At 66.9% G+C, this 17000-nt stretch carries 16 protein-coding genes and 1 tRNA gene; 6 read left to right on the top strand and 11 right to left on the bottom strand.

Annotation, left to right across the window (positions count from 1 at the left end):
* Nucleotides 1-13 precede the first annotated feature (13 nt).
* Complete coding sequence (gene ald / locus Pla175_RS08265; protein WP_145283053.1) at nucleotides 14-1120, bottom strand: alanine dehydrogenase; 1107 nt, start codon at nucleotides 1118-1120, stop codon at nucleotides 14-16.
* A 198-nt stretch (nucleotides 1121-1318) separates the two neighbouring features.
* Between ald and Pla175_RS08260 the strand changes: the two genes are divergently transcribed.
* Nucleotides 1319-1392 (top strand) — tRNA-Asp (locus tag Pla175_RS08260).
* 127 nt (nucleotides 1393-1519) lie between these two features.
* A complete protein-coding gene (locus Pla175_RS08255; RefSeq protein ID WP_145283051.1) occupies nucleotides 1520-1900 on the top strand; it encodes an Hpt domain-containing protein in 381 nt (126 codons plus the stop codon).
* Between the two features lie 52 nt (nucleotides 1901-1952).
* On the opposite strand, the gene Pla175_RS08250 is transcribed toward Pla175_RS08255, so the two are convergent.
* Both Pla175_RS08250 and Pla175_RS08245 read right to left on the bottom strand, forming a co-directional pair.
* On the bottom strand, nucleotides 1953-3446 hold the full coding sequence (locus Pla175_RS08250; protein ID WP_145283049.1) for a sigma-54-dependent transcriptional regulator: 1494 nt from the start codon (nucleotides 3444-3446) through the stop codon (nucleotides 1953-1955).
* 109 nt (nucleotides 3447-3555) lie between these two features.
* A complete protein-coding gene (locus tag Pla175_RS08245; protein ID WP_231954266.1) occupies nucleotides 3556-4029 on the bottom strand; it encodes a Dps family protein in 474 nt (157 codons plus the stop codon).
* A 391-nt stretch (nucleotides 4030-4420) separates the two neighbouring features.
* Between Pla175_RS08245 and Pla175_RS08240 the strand changes: the two genes are divergently transcribed.
* The gene (locus Pla175_RS08240) at nucleotides 4421-4897 is read left to right on the top strand and encodes a PA2169 family four-helix-bundle protein (RefSeq protein ID WP_145283047.1); all 477 of its coding nucleotides are present in this window, start codon (nucleotides 4421-4423) and stop codon (nucleotides 4895-4897) included.
* A gap of 81 nt (nucleotides 4898-4978) precedes the next feature.
* Here the strand turns inward: Pla175_RS08240 and Pla175_RS08235 are convergent, their stop codons facing one another.
* From Pla175_RS08235 to Pla175_RS08220, 4 genes are all read right to left on the bottom strand, one after another.
* Nucleotides 4979-5212: a hypothetical protein gene (locus Pla175_RS08235; protein WP_145283045.1), complete on the bottom strand. Its 234-nt coding sequence runs from the start codon at nucleotides 5210-5212 to the stop codon at nucleotides 4979-4981.
* Nucleotides 5213-5315: 103 nt separating this feature from the next.
* Nucleotides 5316-5483, bottom strand: a complete 168-nt coding sequence (locus tag Pla175_RS08230; RefSeq protein ID WP_145283043.1) for a DUF1328 domain-containing protein — start codon at nucleotides 5481-5483, stop codon at nucleotides 5316-5318.
* A 290-nt stretch (nucleotides 5484-5773) separates the two neighbouring features.
* Nucleotides 5774-6715: an ABC transporter ATP-binding protein gene (locus Pla175_RS08225; protein ID WP_145283041.1), complete on the bottom strand. Its 942-nt coding sequence runs from the start codon at nucleotides 6713-6715 to the stop codon at nucleotides 5774-5776.
* 128 nt (nucleotides 6716-6843) lie between these two features.
* On the bottom strand, nucleotides 6844-8991 hold the full coding sequence (locus Pla175_RS08220) for a hypothetical protein (protein ID WP_145283038.1): 2148 nt from the start codon (nucleotides 8989-8991) through the stop codon (nucleotides 6844-6846).
* A 185-nt stretch (nucleotides 8992-9176) separates the two neighbouring features.
* Here Pla175_RS08220 and ruvB point away from each other — a divergent pair, with 185 nt between their 5' ends.
* Nucleotides 9177-10259: a Holliday junction branch migration DNA helicase RuvB gene (ruvB, locus tag Pla175_RS08215; protein WP_145292020.1), complete on the top strand. Its 1083-nt coding sequence runs from the start codon at nucleotides 9177-9179 to the stop codon at nucleotides 10257-10259.
* Nucleotides 10260-10277: 18 nt separating this feature from the next.
* Here the strand turns inward: ruvB and Pla175_RS08210 are convergent, their stop codons facing one another.
* Nucleotides 10278-10508, bottom strand: a complete 231-nt coding sequence (locus Pla175_RS08210; protein WP_145283035.1) for a hypothetical protein — start codon at nucleotides 10506-10508, stop codon at nucleotides 10278-10280.
* 579 nt (nucleotides 10509-11087) lie between these two features.
* On the opposite strand from Pla175_RS08210, the gene rpmF reads away from it, so the two are divergent.
* Both rpmF and fabD read left to right on the top strand, forming a co-directional pair.
* Entirely contained in the window at nucleotides 11088-11270 is a 183-nt protein-coding gene (gene rpmF / locus Pla175_RS08205) for a 50S ribosomal protein L32 (protein ID WP_145283033.1), read from the top strand.
* 73 nt (nucleotides 11271-11343) lie between these two features.
* Complete coding sequence (gene fabD / locus Pla175_RS08200) at nucleotides 11344-12258, top strand: ACP S-malonyltransferase (protein WP_145283030.1); 915 nt, start codon at nucleotides 11344-11346, stop codon at nucleotides 12256-12258.
* 25 nt (nucleotides 12259-12283) lie between these two features.
* Here the strand turns inward: fabD and Pla175_RS08195 are convergent, their stop codons facing one another.
* From Pla175_RS08195 to Pla175_RS25880, 3 genes are all read right to left on the bottom strand, one after another.
* Nucleotides 12284-13816 carry a vWA domain-containing protein gene (locus tag Pla175_RS08195; protein ID WP_145283028.1) on the bottom strand — a complete coding sequence of 511 codons (1533 nt, stop codon included), beginning with the start codon at nucleotides 13814-13816 and terminating at the stop codon, nucleotides 12284-12286.
* A gap of 112 nt (nucleotides 13817-13928) precedes the next feature.
* Complete coding sequence (gltX, locus tag Pla175_RS08190; protein WP_145283026.1) at nucleotides 13929-15515, bottom strand: glutamate--tRNA ligase; 1587 nt, start codon at nucleotides 15513-15515, stop codon at nucleotides 13929-13931.
* Between the two features lie 94 nt (nucleotides 15516-15609).
* The gene (locus tag Pla175_RS25880) at nucleotides 15610-16719 is read right to left on the bottom strand and encodes a hypothetical protein (protein WP_197527343.1); all 1110 of its coding nucleotides are present in this window, start codon (nucleotides 16717-16719) and stop codon (nucleotides 15610-15612) included.
* Nucleotides 16720-17000: the final 281 nt, after the last annotated feature.

Raw genomic sequence — 17000 nt, 5'->3', positions numbered from 1 at the left:
GCCCGAGGGGGCGCTACGCGAAGTGATCCGCGAACTCCAGCCCAAACGTGTCCGCCACCGCTCGGTTGGTGATTTCACCGTTGAAGATGTTCACGGCCCGCGCCACCGGCTTGAGGGACCGGGCCGCCTGCTCGACACCGCGGCCGGCCAGCTCCAGTACCCATGGCAGCGTCACGTTGCACAACGCGAAGGTGCTGGTCCGTCCGACGGCCCCCGGCATGTTGGTGACGCAGTAGTGCACCACGTCGTCGACGATGTAGGTGGGCTCCGCGTGCGACGTGGGCCGGCTGGTGGCCATGCAGCCCCCTTGGTCGATCGCTACGTCAATGATCACCGCTCCGGGCTGCATCTGCGCCAGGTCCTCGCGTTCGACCAGCCGGGGCGCCTTGGCGCCCGGGATCAGCACGGCCCCCACCACCAGGTCGGCCCGCTGCAACTGCCGGCGGATGGTGTGACGGTCGCTGAACAGCACGTCCACGTTCGGAGGCATGATGTCGTCCAGGTAGCGCAGCCGGTCCATGTTGATGTCCAGCAGCGCCACGTTGGCCTGGAATCCGGCGGCGATCCGGGCCGCGTTGGCCCCGACGACCCCCCCGCCCAAGATGACGATATGGGCCGGCGCCACCCCCGGCACCCCGCCGAGCAAGATCCCACGCCCCATCTGGGGCCGCTCAAGGTACTTGGCGCCCTCCTGCACGCTCATCCGCCCCGCGACCTCGCTCATCGGCGTCAGCAGCGGCAGGCGTCCCTGGTCGTCGGAGAGCGTCTCGTAGGCGACGCACGTCGCCCGCGAACGCATCATCGCTTCGGTCAGCTCTCGGCTGGCGGCAAAGTGAAAATAGGTAAACAGCGCCTGCCCCGGCCGGATCAGCGGCCATTCTTGCGGCATCGGCTCTTTGACCTTCACCACCAGGTCGGCGCCGGAGAAAACCTCCTGCGGGCTGTCCACCAGCTCGGCGCCCACCGAAGCGTAGTCGTCGTCCGTGAGCCCCGATCCATCCCCGGCGCCCCGCTCCATCAGCACCCGGTGACCGCGGAGGGTGAGTTCCTCGACCCCCACCGGCAACATCGCTACGCGGTACTCGTCCGGCTTCACTTCCCGCGGCACACCAACAATCATCGTTCTTTACTCGGAACAGACGGAAATGGGGTTACGACCAACGAGCCCCGATTCTGTCCCCAGAGGGCCCCTTTGGGACAGAGCCGGTGAACCGCAATTCGCTTTTTCCGGCCGATAACGCCGATAAGACAGAAAGCGGCCTCGCGGATTGACGCCTTCCGGCCCGGGTGACTAAACTCTGAGGCTCGAAAGCAAAGTGGCCCTGTAGCTCAATTGGTTAGAGCACCGGACTGTCGATCCGGAGGTTGCGGGTTCGAGCCCCGTCGGGGTCGTTGAGAAGAGCCCCTCGGAAACGCTGTTTCCGAGGGGTTTTTTCGTTCATTGGGGCGATCTGGCGCGGCGCAGAGTCCCGCGTTTCGGGCCGCTAGAAACCGGCTAGAGAAAGGAGCAAGAGGGACGATGGCCAAAGCCGAGAGGAGTTTTGACGCCGGCGCCCCGCTCGATTTCTCCGAGGCGCTCGCTCGCCTCCGCGGCGATCACGACCTCCTGCTCGATCTGATCCGTTTTTTTTTGGCCGACTGGCCGACGCTACGCGACTCGCTGCGCGAGGCTCTCGCCGCTCAAGACCGCTCCGTAGTTGAACGGGTTGGGCACAGCATCAAGGGGCTGGCCGCGAATCTCGATGCCTCGCAGGTGGTGGAACTCGCCAAATCGGTCGAAGTGACGGCCCTAAAGGACCCCTGGGACGTGCTGTCTGCGCGGATCGACACGCTGGAGCAAGCCGGGGCCATGATTGTCGGCAGGCTCGAAGCCTACTTGGCGACACACTCGGCGAATTAGGCGCCAATCAGGGCCGTCCGAACGCCTCCATCGAAGCAAGGCCGCCGAAGGACTACACGTCCGCCGCCTCGGCGACCGATATCGTCGGGCCGATCGAGATCTGGTTGGCGCGGATCTTGTTGCGGAGGCTCCCCCGCGTGATCCCCAAGATCCGGGCCGCTTCCGATTGATTCCCCCCCGCGTGCCGCAGCACACGCGACAGCAGCGACCGCTCCATGTGCGACAGCGTGGTGGCGTACAGGTCGGTGGCCCCTTCCTGGAGGCGCTGGTCGACGAACGCATCGATCCCGGCATCGGAGTCGCCTTCCCGGTCCTCATCCGACATCGGCGCCGGCGCCGAACCATGCGACTCGGTCGCCCGGGCCCGCACCGGCGACGGATTGATCTCTGCCGGCAGCGCGTCGGCCAGCAGCACCGGACCCGAAGACTGCAGCACGGCCTGACGGAGCAGCGTCTGCAACTCGCGGACGTTGCCGGGCCAGTCGTAGCTCAGCAGACGCTTGAGCGCCTCAGGCGCGATGCCCTGCACGTCGCGGCCTAGCTCTGCATTGAGCCGCGCCAGCGTGTGCTCTAGCAGCATCACTCGGTCGTCGCCGCGATCGCGCAGCGGCGGGAGGTTGATGGTGTAGCCGTTGAGCCGGTAATAGAGGTCGGTGCGGAACTCATTGTTCTGGCACATCTCCTCCAGGTCGCGGTTGGTGGCCGAGACGATGCGGACGTCGGTGGAAATGGTCTGGTTGCCCCCCACACGCTCGAACTTCTGCTCCTGCAGCAACCTGAGCACCTTCCCCTGCACCAGCGGAGACATGTCTCCGACTTCGTCGAGGAAGATGGTCCCCCCGCTGCACTGCTCGAACTTTCCGATGCGGCGCTCGTGGGCGCCGGTAAAGGCGCCCTTCTCGTGGCCGAAGAGCTCCGACTCGAGCAGTGTCTCAGAGAGCGCGGCGCAGTTGACCGCCAAGAACGGCCCTTCCGACCGGTTGCTGTGCTGGTACACCGCGCGGGCGACCAATTCCTTGCCCGTGCCGCTCTCGCCACGGATCAGCACCGCCACGTTCTGCGGCGCCACACGGCCGATGGCCTTGAAGATGTCCTGCATCGGGCGGCACCTCCCGACGAACGCGTCGCCCTTGTCGTCGGGGGCCAGCAGGTCGCGCATCCCCACAGGCACGCTCATCAGCCGCCGCGACTCGAGCGCCTGACGCACCAGTCGGTCGAGCTGGCCTACGTCGATCGGCTTGCAGACGTAGTCAAACGCCCCCAGCTTCATCGCCTCGATCGCGACATCGCTGGCGCTAGCAGCGGTGATAAAAATGACCGGCAGCCTGGCGTCCGCCTGCCGTATCCTCGTGAAGGCCTCGAGCCCCGAGAGGTCGGGGAGCATGATGTCCAGTAGCACCACGTCCGGCTTTTCGCTCTCAATCTTGTCGATCCCGTCGCTGGCGGACAGGGCTGTGACAAACTCCAGGTCGAGATTGGAGAGCGAACGCTCGACGAGGTGGAGCACGGCGCGGTCGTCGTCGATGACTAGTAGCTTGTAGGGCATCCGTGGCGACCTTTTAAAATGACTGCTGTAAACGAGAACTAACCGCACGACGGGGCGACGCGTCGACCGCGTGGCGTCCGGGTCGGGGCGCCTCGCGGTCGGACTGGTTCTACCCTTCCTGGGCTTGGACCATCCAGAGGTGCTTCTCCAGCACCCGGCAGTGCTGGATGAGCACGTCTTCGCTCACCGGATCGACCTTGCCGACCGCCTCGATCCCGCTCCGCATCCCGTGGATGCACTTTTCTAAGCGTTCTGCCAGCAGCGGAACCACATGGGCGACCGTCAGCAGCCCAACCGGGCAACCCGGCAGCCGCGACTTCTCCGCCACCGTGGCGGCGCGCCCCGAGGCGGGTCGCGCCAGAGTAACGATCCGTTCCGCGACGTCATCGGAGGCGTCTCGGGCCGAAGCGATAACCTCGTCGAGCTGTAGGTGGATCGAGCGGAAATTCTGCCCGACCACGTTCCAGTGGAGCTGCTTGCCTTGGAGCGCCAGGTCGATCAGGTCGAGCAAGCAGGCGCCCAGCGACTCGGTAACGGCCGCTGCATCAGCGTCTTCTAAGATATGTCGTTTGAGTTTCGACAAGGGGAGTCTCAGGGTTGCAATGCGGATAACTGCAAGGTCAATGAAGCAACTGTAGAAAGCACATGGCGTACCGGCCACCGAGGTGGTCGACCGTGAGCCGGAGCGAATCCGCCGCCACGAGCCGCGTTGAAAAGCCCCGCTAGCCTAAGCAAAGCCTTTACTGGCAAAGATTTACGAGCAGTGATCTGCCCCAGAAGCCCCGTTCGATGGCAACCTAGTCGCGAACGATTGAGTCCGTAAGCCGTCGGTCAGTTGATCGCGGCCACCGCGCCGCCGGCCGCATCCCTGCCAGCCTGACAGCCGTGAGACCACCCCTTGGGTCCAACCTTGGCGCACGCTTTGCTCTGGTGGTCTTGCGTGTGTTTCTGAAACCCCAAGGAGATAGAAAAACATGTCGATCCTCACTTCCGAGAACGTGGCCAATCTGGCCGACGAAACCGTCTCGAAACTCGTCGACCTGACCCGCGCCAACCTCGACAGCAGCAAAGGATTTTCTGATGCCGCAAAGACCCTCGACAACCAACGCTTGAAGAAAGTGTTCGAAGAACAGTCACGGATCCGCAGCGCCAACGCCGCGGAGCTTCAGAGCCTGGTCAGCATCAACGACAATGACCCGCCCGAAGAAGGCTCCTGGCTCGCAGCCATGCATCGCAGTTGGCTGGCCGTGAGGACGGCGCTTTCGAGCAATGACGACCAGGCGGTGCTGGAGGAAGCCGAGCGCGGCGAGGATTACATCAAGAAGATGTACGAAGACGTCCTGAAGGAAACGGCCGGATCGGCCGTGAACGACATCTTGCAAGCGCAGTACGCGGGCGTCAAGAAAACCCACGACGCCGTGCGCGACCTCCGCGACGCGATGAAGTCGTGAGTAGCGTTTAGCGACCGCCGCAGAGACTGCGGCGGTCGCTTTTCTTTTGCGCGGGCGACGCGATCCCGGTCTGTATGCTGGTTAGGGCGAAGGCGATTCGGCGGGCACAACCGCCGGCGCAGTCGCGGGCGCAGGGTCGGCTTCTTCTGCTTTTTCTACTGCACCGGTCAAGGCACGCTTGCCCGCCTCGATGTCTTGCTCGATCTTGTCTGTCTCCACGGTCATGGATGGCCGGTCAGAGCCCCCGCTGAACGTGATCCAACCGGCCGCGGCCATCAAGAGAACGATCACCGCGATCACAATCACAGCACGCATGGTTTCACTTCCGCTGGTTGGAGAAAAAAAGAAGCCGCAGCAGGAGGGGCTCCTGCCCCGCCCGCTGCGGCCATGTTACAGCATTATTCGATCGCCGGATTCGCTACGCGGCGCCGCGGAAGCGGGGAATCACAAGGCTCACAAGGAATAGCACCAGGAACACGAAGAACAAGATCTTCGCAATGCCTGCGGCGGCGACGTACACGCCGGTAAACCCAAGAACACCAGCGATCAGCGCGATGACTAAGAACGTGAGGGCCCAACTTAACATCTTGCACCTTCCTTTTGAGGACGGGCCCTCTGTTAGCAGGGAGGGCCGTAGTTGATTTCTGCGACGGACCACGTGTCCGCAGCCGAAAACACCTAATGCAAGCCGCGTGCCGTAACGCCACCATCGCGCCGGCTCGGCGTAATGAGCCTTCTTATGGCCGCACAAGTGGCCCAGGAGCCGGCCCGAGCGGACTAACTGCGCGCGAGTCATCCACACTTGGTCGCCCGGCGACCGGACGGCGGGTCCCTGACCACCCTGCTGGGCCGGCTGCGGGAGGGGGGCGGCCAAGATTAGGCCGTAATGCCCTTCGTCAACGCCATAAAGACCGTCTCCAGGTTGATCTCTTCTTCCTTAAAGAGGGTCAGCTTCTGACCGGCCGTTACGATGGCCGCTGCGAGATCGGCGTAGTCGCGGGTGTGCTGGGTAAGCGTCACCCGCAGCCCCTTATCGGAGGCCCCTTCGCCGGCCGGCTCGACCCGCTCGACCAGCGGCAGCCCTTCCAGCAAGGTGATGGCGGCCGCCTGGTCGCCGGCGACCCCGATCCGCAGGATGGTGTTGGGCCGCACCTGACGGATGGCCGTCTCGACGTCGGCGTTGAAGATCAGCTCTCCCTTCTCGATGATGCCGATCTTGTTGCAGATGTCGGCCAGCTCCGGCAGGATGTGGCTGCTGACCATGATGGTCTTGCCGGTGTCGCGGAGCCGCTTGAGCAGCTCGCGCATCGCGATCCGGGCCCGCGGGTCGAGGCCACTGGCCGGCTCGTCCAGCAGCAGCACACGCGGCTCGTGCAGCAGCACCCGCGCCAGGCCGAGCCGCTGCGTCATGCCGCGCGACAGGCTGGTGGCGAGCGCCTCGCGTTTGTAGCTCAGGTCGACCAGCTCCAGCACCTCGTCGCACACCTTGCGGCGTTGCGGGCCGCGGATGCGGTACGCAGCGGCGAAGAACTCGAGGTACTCGATCACCTTCATGTCTTCGTACACGCCGAAGAAGTCGGGCATGTAGCCCACCGCTTTGCGGATCTCTTTCGGCTTGGTGTAGATGGACGCGCCGCACACGTACGCCTCGCCCCAGGTGGGGTTGAGCAGCGTGGCGAGGATCCGCATCGTGGTGGTCTTGCCGGCGCCGTTGGGGCCGATGAAGCCGAACACGTCCCCCGCGTCGAGCGCCAGGTCGATGTCGCGGATGGCGAACAGCTCGCCGTATTTCTTGGTGAGACCGCGGGTTTCGATCATGGAGGAGACGTAAGATTAGGTATTAGGTATTAGGTTCTAGGTACGAGTCGTAAGTCGTTGGTTTCCGTGGGTAGGTCGTTGGAAAGCGGTCGCTACCTGCCGGATTCCTAATAGCTAACGCCTAAGACCTAATACCTACTTTCTGGTTGCTCGACTTCCAGGACGAAGCGGTAGTAGGTCCACCCGGCTTCGGGCGCCGGCGCCAGCGGCTGCCCGTCGGCCAACAGCACAGCGGCGGGGCGGATCGCCCGGCAGACCAGCACCGCGCGGCCCGCGGCCAGCAGGTCGGAAAGGTCGGTGAACGACTGGTACCGGAAGGGCAGTCCTGTGAGCCGTTCGGCGCCGAGCAGGTCGTGGAACATCATGGCGCGAAGCAGCCCGGGGGTAGAGAAGCCCTCGACATCCCCACCCGCTGCTTGCACGCCGTTTTGCCCGTACTGCTTGGTCAGGATCGTGCGGTACCGGAGCGGCGGGGTGGCGGCGTCGATCACGGCCGTGTCGTCGGCCGCGAGGTCGCGGAGCTTCCAGGCCCAGTCGCCGTAGATCAACTCGCACTCGGTAAAGTCGGCGCCGGTCGCGTTGGTGAGCTCCCCTTCGACAAGCCCGTCGCCAGCGTCTTGCAGTACGGCGCTCATCGAGCTCGGCGCCGGCGCGTGCCAGCGAGCGGTCAGGGCGGCGGTCGACCCGGTGTCGATGGGCAGGCCGATGAGGCCGTCGAGGTTCGGCGTGGCGGCGTAGGCGACCCCTCTGCGGTCGACGCCGGTCGCCTGGGAACGCATGGCGCCCAGCGAGTCGCCCGGCAGACCAAACCAGCTGAGCCGGCCCTGGGCGTCGGGCAGGGGACCGCCGGCCGCGTCGGTGAGTCCTAGATCCAAGTCGACGCGGTCCGCTCGGGGCAGGTACACCTGCCCCCAACTGACGCCGCGTAGCCGAGCGGTTGCGACGTCGACGTCGACGATGGTCGCTTGGTTGGCCCTGGCGGCGTCGCCACGCGCGGCGCCCGACAACCACGCCGCCGCGCCCCCGAACGCCACCAGCCACACGACCAGCGTAACCCACGCCAGGGCGGGCCTGCCGCTCCGGCGGATCAGCAGGTAGTCGATGGGCCCCAAGAACGCCAGGAAGGCGAGCATGAACCCGGCCACGGCGAATAGCGAAGGGGGATTAACTCCGGCAAACGACGCCCCGAGGCGGCGCCAGAGCGCTCCACCGAGGTCGTTGTAGCTGCGGGCGACGAGAGAGAGCTCCGCGGCGCTCGTCCGGCTAGCAGAGCGGGCGTCGGGAAAGTCGATCAACCGCTCGACCAGCCGGTCGCGCCCCGTCCAACCCCGCAGCGTTGGGTGGTCGACGTCGAAGGCCACAAACGTCACCATCCCGAAGCCAACGACACGGCGCACGATTAAAGGGATCTCCTCGGCGGTCCGCCCCGAGAATGCGAGCACCTGGCCGGCGGCATCGCTAAACCGCGTCGCCTCGATGGCGCCCCTGCCCGCGTCGATCGGCTGTTTCGCATCGATCCAGCGTTCCAGCGGCGTCGTGCTGGCGAGCTCGATCGGCGGCTCCGGGTCGCCGGGCAGCATCCAGCCTAGTGGGCCGGTGCGTGACCCGAGCTTCTCCTGTGCGTCGCCGCAAGAAACAACCAACCGCCCGCCACGCTCAACCCACTCGCGTAGCGCCGCGGCGCGAGCCGCGTCGGCCCCCAGGCCCGCCAGTGTGGCGTTCTCGCGACAGAGGATCAGCATCACGTCTACCGCGTCGTACCCCAGCGCCTGGTCCGGCAGCTCGCCAATGCTGCGAACCGTGGCGACCGCGACGCCAAGCGATGACGCTGGCGAGACGCCATCGATGGTGGCCAAAGACTCGGCGGGCTTCTCTTGGCTCTCTCCCCCCCAGACCACGACCAAGCGCGCCGTGGCCGGCAGCGGTGGACGGCCGAGCGCATCGACCGATACCGAGCGCTCGGCGTCGCTCGCCAACAGCTTGATCTTCCCCTGAGACCGCCCCAACCGGGCGTACGCCGTCGTCGGCGTCGGCGCGCCCGCTGGCCACGGGGTGACCATCGTCACCCCATCCGCGTCGGGCGCGCTTATCCGCAGGTCGCTGCTGGCCTGGCCGCCGGTAATCCGAACCGGCGTCCAGCAGCCCAGCTTGTACCAGCGGTCGAAGCCTAGCCGGGCTTCGAGCTCCGGACCGGCCGCGGAGGCCTGCGCGGCGCAGCACGCGGCAAGGAGGATCGCCAGCCCCACGGAGCGCCGCTGCGGGATGATGGCGAGCATAGCGGACGGGGGAAACCAGGGCAGAATCAGGCGACACCGCAAGCCGTTCAGCGTAGTCGGCGGCGGGTGGCGTCTCCAGGGGCACGACGCCCCGCGGCCAACTGGGCCCGCGCAGTGCGGCATTCCCGCTCGCCCCACCGATCCGCTATAACGCGCTGCACCCCAACCCCCACTTGAGCGACCGCATGCCGCGTGAGCCGATTCTCTCCGCCGAAGACCAACCGGACGACGACCCGCGTCGCGCCCCCCCCCTGCACGCTCAGGGGCAGGGCGAAGAAGGGGAGCAGGACGCGGCGCTCCGGCCCAAGCGGATGGCGGACATGGTCGGCCAGCGGGCGGTGTACGAGCGGATCAAGATCGCGGTCGACGCGGCCAAGATGCGCGGCGAGCCGCTGGGGCACGTGCTGTTCGACGGCCCGCCCGGGCTGGGAAAGACCACCTTCGCGACCTGTATCCCTCGCGACCTGGGCGTCACGCTTCAGATCGCCAGCGGCGCTACGCTGGGGGCGCCGAAGGACCTGCTGCCGTACCTGACAAACGCCGAGGCCGGATCGGTGCTGTTCATCGACGAGATCCACCGCCTCCCTAAGGCCGTTGAGGAGTTCATGTACCCGGCGATGGAGGACTTCCGGGTCGACATCACGCTGGGCGAAGGGGTCAGCGCCCGCACCATCAACATGACGTTGCAGCCGTTTACGATCATCGGCGCGACCACACGCACCGGGCTGCTATCGGCGCCGCTGCGGGACCGCTTTCAGATCCGCGAGCACCTGGACTTCTACTCTGAGCCGGAGCTGACCGAGATCGTCACCCGAAACGCCGGCAAGCTGCGGCTGGAGATCGACCCTCCCGCCGCGGCAAAAGTGGCCATGTGCAGCCGGGGGACGCCGCGGATCGCCAACAACCGCCTGCGCTGGGTGCGCGATTACGCCACCAGCCGCGCCGACGGCGCCGCCACGCTGAAGGTGGCCGAGGAGGCGCTCGCGATGCTGGGGATCGACCCGATGGGGCTCGACCCCCAGGACCGCAAGTACCTGCAGACCATCCTCCGCGTGTTTCGTGGCGGCCCCGCCGGGGTCGAGGCGATCGCCCACACGATGAACACGGCGATCGACACGCTCACCGACGAGGTAGAGCCGTTCCTGCTGCGGTCGGAGCTCGTCGTCCGCTCTCCCCGCGGGCGTAGGCTCACCCAGTTGGGATATGCCCACCTCGGCGAGACGCCCCCGGAAGAGTTCCCGGAGCGTTCAAGCTTATTTGGTCCGTGACGCGATCCGCGTTGGGGTTTACCCGGCAAAAGCAGGCTCTGGACGGCCGCCGCGTCGCCCTAGTGCGTTGCGTGGCCGCAGGTACTGCGCCGCCGAGGCCGGCATCCTGGCCCGCACGCGGTGGTCGTAGCGTTCTTCGCTGGGGGGCCGCCAACCGCGGCTCGGCGCCACGGGCCACCGGCCATCTTGCCGCGAGCCGCGGGCCGGGTTGACGATCAGATCGAACACGCGGAACGAAGTGATGGGCATGAAGATGCCTCCGGGGTGAACGACGCCCCGCGGCGCCGGTGCAGGTAGGACACCGGCACGGCCAGCGGGTTCGACGTCGACCGCGCACGCAACGGCTGCGTGCTGCGGTACGTCGTGGGGAAAGAGAACGATCGGCGGACGGACGGGGTGTCCGTCAAGACAAGGGCGGCATCGGCGGGGAAAATCCCTCAACGGCCAGCGCCCCCATACAGAGGTGCACGTGTCGGGGGGCTTTCGCCTCCGCCGGGAAGGTCCGGCGGGCTAGGCGAGCGTGTCGGCCCCAGCAGGAGCGGCAAGAGAGTCCAAGCCCCCCGTCGAGCGGGGCTTCGGGACGGGTCACGATGTCCAGCACACTGCGACATCTGCCTCTCTGCGGTCCGAAGCGGCGGGGTCCGGCGTGAGCCGACCCCTCTCCATGCATTATCGTTGGCATCGGAGCCGGTGGGAAGCGCGCTTGAGCGAGATTTGCCAGATTTCGGCGGGCGGGTTGACGCAACCCGGTACGACCGCTTATCTTCCGAGGCTCGAAACAACACAAATCACCGGTTCCCTTAGCAGACTTACTCGCCAGGCAGTTCCATGGCCGTCCCGAAGCGAAAGCACTCCAACGCCCGTACTGGCAGCCGTCGTTCGCACGACCGGCTCACCCCCCGCCAGCTCCATTCGTGCCCCAAGTGCGGCACGATGATCCCGACCCACGTCGTGTGCCCCAATCCAAACTGCGGCCACTACATGGGCCGTACGATGGTCGAGCCCGAGTAGCGCCGGGCCCTAGCAGGCTTGCCTTCGGGCCGCGTTCTTCCGCGATCGAATCATTCTTCCGGGTAGCTGAATCATGGGCGAACGCATCGCGCTCTTGTTTCCCGGGCAGGGAGCGCAGTCGGTTGGGATGGGGAAAGAGTTGTGCCAGCGGCTCCCCGCGGCGGCCGCGCTCTTCTCTCGGGCCTCTGATATTCTTGGCTACGACTTGCTGGAGCTCTGCGCCGGCGGCCCCGCAGAGGAGCTCGACTCGACCGCCTACAGCCAGCCCGCGATCTTTGTCGCCAGCCTCGCCGCCCTCGAAGAGCTCAAGCAGCAGTCCCCCGAAGTCGTGGAGCAGTGCTCCGCTTCCGCCGGGCTCAGCCTAGGCGAATACACGGCGCTCGTGTTCGCCGGCGTGATGTCGTTCGAGGACGGCCTGCGCGTGGTGGCCGAGCGCGGCGCCGCGATGCAGGACGCCTCCGAGGCCTCGCCCAGCGGCATGGTGAGCATCCTTGGACTCGACCTCAAGGTGGTGACCGACGTCTGTGACCAGGCACGCGGCGACGACGTGTTGGATGTCGCCAACATGCTTTGCCCCGGCAACATCGTCGTCTCTGGATCGACCAGCGCCTGCGAGCGGGTCGGCGACCTCGCCGAGGCCGCCGGCGCGATGCGGGTAGTGCCGCTGGCGGTCGCCGGCGCGTTCCACACCGCGTTGATGGCGCCCGCGGTCGACCGGGTCGCCGCCAAGCTCGCTGGGGCGACCCTCAACGCGCCGCGGATCCCCGTGGTGTCGAACGTCGACGCCCTGCCCCACTCCGACCCCGAAGAGATCCGCGACCTGCTGATCCGCCAGGTGGTGAACCCGGTCCGCTGGGAAGACTCGATCCGTTGGCTGCTCGACCAGCACGGCGCGGGGCGGTTCTACGAGGTCGGCCCCGGTCGGGTGCTCAAGGGGCTGATGAAGCGGATCGATCGCAAGGCGTCCTGCGAGAACGTCACGGCCTAAGCCACGACAACAGGCGAAGCCAGCCTTACCGCACGCCCGGCGCCGTCGTCGACGACATCCAGGTGTCTGGCTTCCGGTACCGGCGGATCGGCCTGGCTTTTGCTTGCGATTGGGCGTCCGGGCTGATCGTCACGTCTTGGTACCCGCCCCCCTGGGCAGCGGCGATGGCCTCCAGCAGCGCGATGCCATCGGCGTTGGTGGCCGTCATGCCGAACACGTGCATCGGGACCCCGAACCTCTTGGGGGTCAGCAAGAACTCCTTCGCTACACTCGACCGGATGTCTTCGTCCGTCAGCAGGTAGATTACGTCCGGGCGCAGGTTCACGGCGCCCTCGAGCGCGGCGATCTGGCTGCGGTAGTCGCCCGGCCCGATCGGCACGGTGGTCAGCCAGCTCGCCAGCCGTTGTTTGTTGGCCGGGGTCGCGGGGATCATCTCCAGCGTCGGCTGCGGGTAGAACATCGGGAAGGCCTCGTCCGAATAGACGCACACGTAAAAGCTCTGCTTGGGAGACAGCGCCGCCACGCTGCGTTGCACTTCGAGCAGCGCGGTCTCCATCCGGCCGTCGACCATGCTGGCGGAATTATCCAACACAAACATCACCCTGCCGGCCTGCACCTTGCGGCCAAAAAAGCTGATCGAACCCATCCGGCCGCCGGAAGCGTCGCCGCTCCCCTGCCCCGCCGTTCCGCCGTCGGTGCTGCCGCCTACGTTCACGGCAGTCATGAGCGACCCGACGTCCATCGCAGCGAGATCGCTCAGCGAGTCGCCGATCTGGGCGGCGGCGGACGACTCCATTTCGGGGGACTCCAGCTCCATTGCGTTCTCGACCACCGACTCCAGCGCCACCTCTTCGAACTGCACGTCCTCGAGGTCGGACTCTTCAAACTCGAACTCAGAGAAGTCGAGCATCTCATCGTTCAGGTCGTCGGTCTCGGACGCCGAGGCGAAAAACAACTGGGGGTCGTTCTGGAGCGTGGCGAAGGTCGCCAGCCCGAACAGCAGCAGCAGCGCCACGTGCACGAGCACACTGATCACCCACGAGGGCGTTTTATTGCGGCGGCGTTTCGTGCCCGGTTTTGCCCCTGGGTTGCGCCCGCCCCGCCGGCGTGGCAGGGGCTTGGACGAGACGATCGCGCCTCGCGGGCGTTGGGCTCGGGGCGTGCCGGGCGCTTCGACCGACCCGCGACCCGCAGAGAACCGGGCGCCTGTGGCGGGTGTGAAAGCCGGCCGGGCAGGCTCCGCGGGCACACTGTCTTTGCTTGAGACCGCCCGATCGGCTGGCGTCGGCTGGTAGCGTTTGGCGGCCGGATGAGGTGTGGCGTGAAACACCGGTGGGGGCGAGTCGGGGGTCGCTTGGAGTGGCGCTTCGGCACGGTTGAGCGGCTCTCGGCCGAGCTCCATTGCGTCCGCGATCGTGTCCTCGCGATCGGCCTCCATCCGCGCGAGGTCTGCGCGGAGGCGGTGCGCCTCGACCTCGAGCCGGGTGAGCCGCTGCCGCGCCTCTTCGAGCCGGTCCGAAGTAGACGGGCCGGCGCGGTCGTGGCCGGGCTCAGACATCGGTGGCTCCCCCCCCCTCGAAATGCAGGATGGGGCCCCGTCAGTGACGCCCGCAAACCGCCCTCAGTTTAACTAGCGGGCGGCCGCGGGTTCAAACGCCACGGGCTGGTTTTTAGCCCGACGCGTCCCCCCCGCGGGCGGTGTGGATCGCTCGGTCGATCCGCCTGGCGCTCCGTTCTGGGCCGAGGATCGCCAGTTGATCGAAGACGCCAAACCCGACCCCCTTTCCGGTGAGCGCCACCCGCAGGGCATGGATCAACTGACCGATCTGGGCGTTTTGGGCCTCGAGAAACTGCTTGAGCATCGTCTCCGCGGACGCGGCGGTAAGCTCCTCGCTAGTGTTAGTCAGAAGGTCGCGGAACCCCGAGAGCAGGCCAACCGCCTCGTCCGGTTTGGCGATCCTCTTCTCGAACGCCTTGGGGTCGTACGGCAGGGCGTCGTCCGCAATAAAGAAGTCGTCGTAGTCCAGGATGTCGCCCGCCAGCTTGATGCGGTCGCCGGCCGCCGCGACGATCTGCGTCACGTAGGGCCCGGTGTCGCACGCCGGTGGGTCGCTCACCAGCCCCGCTAGCCGCAGGAAGTGCACGCAGCACGAGACCCGCTGCTTGAGTGGGAGCTGCTGCATCGCCCGGTCCTGGAACGAAAGCAGCTTCTGCGGGTCGAAACTAGCGGGCGATTTGTTGACGCGTTCGAGCGAGAACGACTCGATCATCGCCTCGCGAGTAAACTCTTCGGTCGAATCGTCGAGCGACCAACCGAGCAGCAGCAGGTAGTTGAGCAGCGCGTCTGGAAGAAACCCGATCTGCTCGTAGAAGTCAACGATCACCGGGTTGAACGTCTCCGCAGAGGTTTTCAACCCGACCCGGTCGGCGATCTGCTGGCCGCGGGCCATCAAACCGGCGAAGTCGCGGTGCTTGAGGTACTTGTCGAGCTTGCGTTTGCTGAGCTTGTTCTTGCTCCCCGGCTCCGCGACCACCGGCAGGTGAGCGAAGCGGGGGGCCTCGTGCCCGAGCGCCTGGTAGATAAACGCCTGTCTGGGCGTGTTGGACAGGTGCTCTTCGGCGCGGACGACGTGGGTGATCTGCATGGCGTGGTCGTCCACGACCGTCGCCAAATGGTACAGGCACGTGCCGTCGGCGCGCTGCACGACGTGGTCTTGCTCGCGCGCCCAATCGAACCGCACCTGCCCGCGGACCAGGTCGTCCAGCACCAGCGTCCCTTCGCGGGGCATCTTCAGACGCACCACGCCGGCACGGCCGGCGCCAGCAAAACGCTGGGCGTCCGCGTCCGATTCGGCCATCCACTTGCGGCTATAGGTGAACGGCACGCCGGCCGCGGTAGCGGCGTCGCGCTCGGCCTGCAGTTCTTCCGGGGTGGCGAAGTCGCGGTAGGCGGCCCCGCACGCCAGGAGCCGGTCGACCGCGTCCTGGTACAGTCCCGCACGCTGCGACTGGAAATAGGGCCCGTGCGGGCCTTCGGCGCCGGGCCCCTCGTCCCAGTCGAGCCCCAGCCAGCGGAACCCGTGCAGGATCGGCTCGAGGGCCTCCTCGACATTCCGCTCGGCGTCTGTGTCGTCGATCCGCAACAAAAACTGGCCGCCGGCCTGGCGGGCGAGCAACCAGTTGAACAGCGCCGTGCGGACCCCGCCGATGTGCAGGTAACCGGTGGGGCTGGGAGCGAAGCGGGTACGGACGGTCATCGTGCGGCGCCGGGCGGGGGGAGGCTACATCCGCCCGCTAGACTAGCCGCGATGGCCCGCAGCGTGAAGCGAGCCCCGCCCGGGCCCCCTGGCGCTACGCGGCCCGCTTGTCGGCCTGGGCGCGGCGTAGACGCTTGCGTTCCGCCTTGGAGAGGCGGCCCTGGTTCTCTGCGCCGTCTTCGTAGTCGTCGCGGTAGCCGTCTTCCGCGCCGCTTACCCATTTCGAAGATTCATCGCTGGCGGCCGGCTGCTTCTTGGTCGGCTGCGGGGGCGCCGGTTTGACCGGGGCGGCTTCGGCCGGTTCCGTCGAGGCGGCGATCTTGATCGCTGGTTTGGCCGACGGCTCTGGCTTGGCGGCCGCCTGCTTGGGTTTGCGTGGCGCCCGCTGCGCGACGCTGCCCGATGCCTCCAGCACCATCCGCCTGGCGAAAGCCGCCAGGCACCCGATCAGCAGCACGGCGCCCACCAGCGGGGCCGCGTGCAGCGACACGCTAGACCAGGCCGCTGGCAAGAAGCCAAACGCGGCCGACAGGCCGACTGCGTAGGCGGCCGACGCCCCGATCAACTGCGTCATCGCGAGCGGAGCGCTGCGCATCTGCCAACCGAGCCGCAGAGCAAGAGGCAGCAGCACCGCGGCGAGAGGCGCCACGAGCGAGACGGCGCGCGACGTTTCGGCCGTCCAACCCAGCCGCGCGCCGGCTAGGCGTGCGGCGTCGCCGTGCAACCCAACCCCCACGCAGAGTGCCGCGATCGGCAGCCCGATCACCGCCGCCAACCACCAGCGGTAGCAGCCGCGAAAGTCATCCGTCCGCCGCCGCCGCATCCGGTATACCAGCAGAGCAAAGCCCCCAGCGGCCAGCAGCAGCACCGACTCGAGCCAGGCGGTCGCCGCCTGGGCAGAGCCGAGGTTGAGGGCCGCGATGCCAGAAACAACCGGCGAACCGGCAAACCGGTCCAGCAGCGCCACCCCGCCGATCGCTGCGGCGACGCCCGCGGTGGAGCACGCCGCTAGCAGCCAAGCGTTCTGCGGCACCAGGCTTTGCGCGGCGAGAAAGCCGAGGCTCTGGTCGGGCCGGTCGTAGGACGCGGCGCTGCGCTGCTCCGAAGCCGGCTGCCCTTCTCCCGGAGCGCTAGTAGAAGCCGCAGCGCTGCTGTCCTGGAGTGCGCGTCGTCGACGATCGGTTCTTGAAACCGCTGCTGCCATCGTTCCGCCCTGATCGAGTGGCTGGTGATGCGTGGATACCCGCGCCCGCCCGCATACCGGCGCACCATACGTCCCTGCCGGCACAATCGGTTTCGGCAAACCTGGCCGCCGAGGATCAGCACGCTCTGGGGTAGTTCGGTTTGGGCAAGCTGTAGCGGACAGGCGTGGCGCCCGCGTCGGCCAACGGCCTTAGGCCCGGAAAAAGCCTCCATCACCCTGGGGGGGCTGACCTAGGCTTGCACGTTCCTGGTTATGAATCTGCCATCCAAGACGAATTGATG

Origin of the sequence: Pirellulimonas nuda (assembly GCF_007750855.1) — a bacterium.
GTDB classification, from domain to species: domain Bacteria; phylum Planctomycetota; class Planctomycetia; order Pirellulales; family Lacipirellulaceae; genus Pirellulimonas; species Pirellulimonas nuda.
The sequence above is the reverse complement of the archived record's forward strand: the minus strand, read 5'-3'. Positions and strand labels throughout refer to the sequence as shown.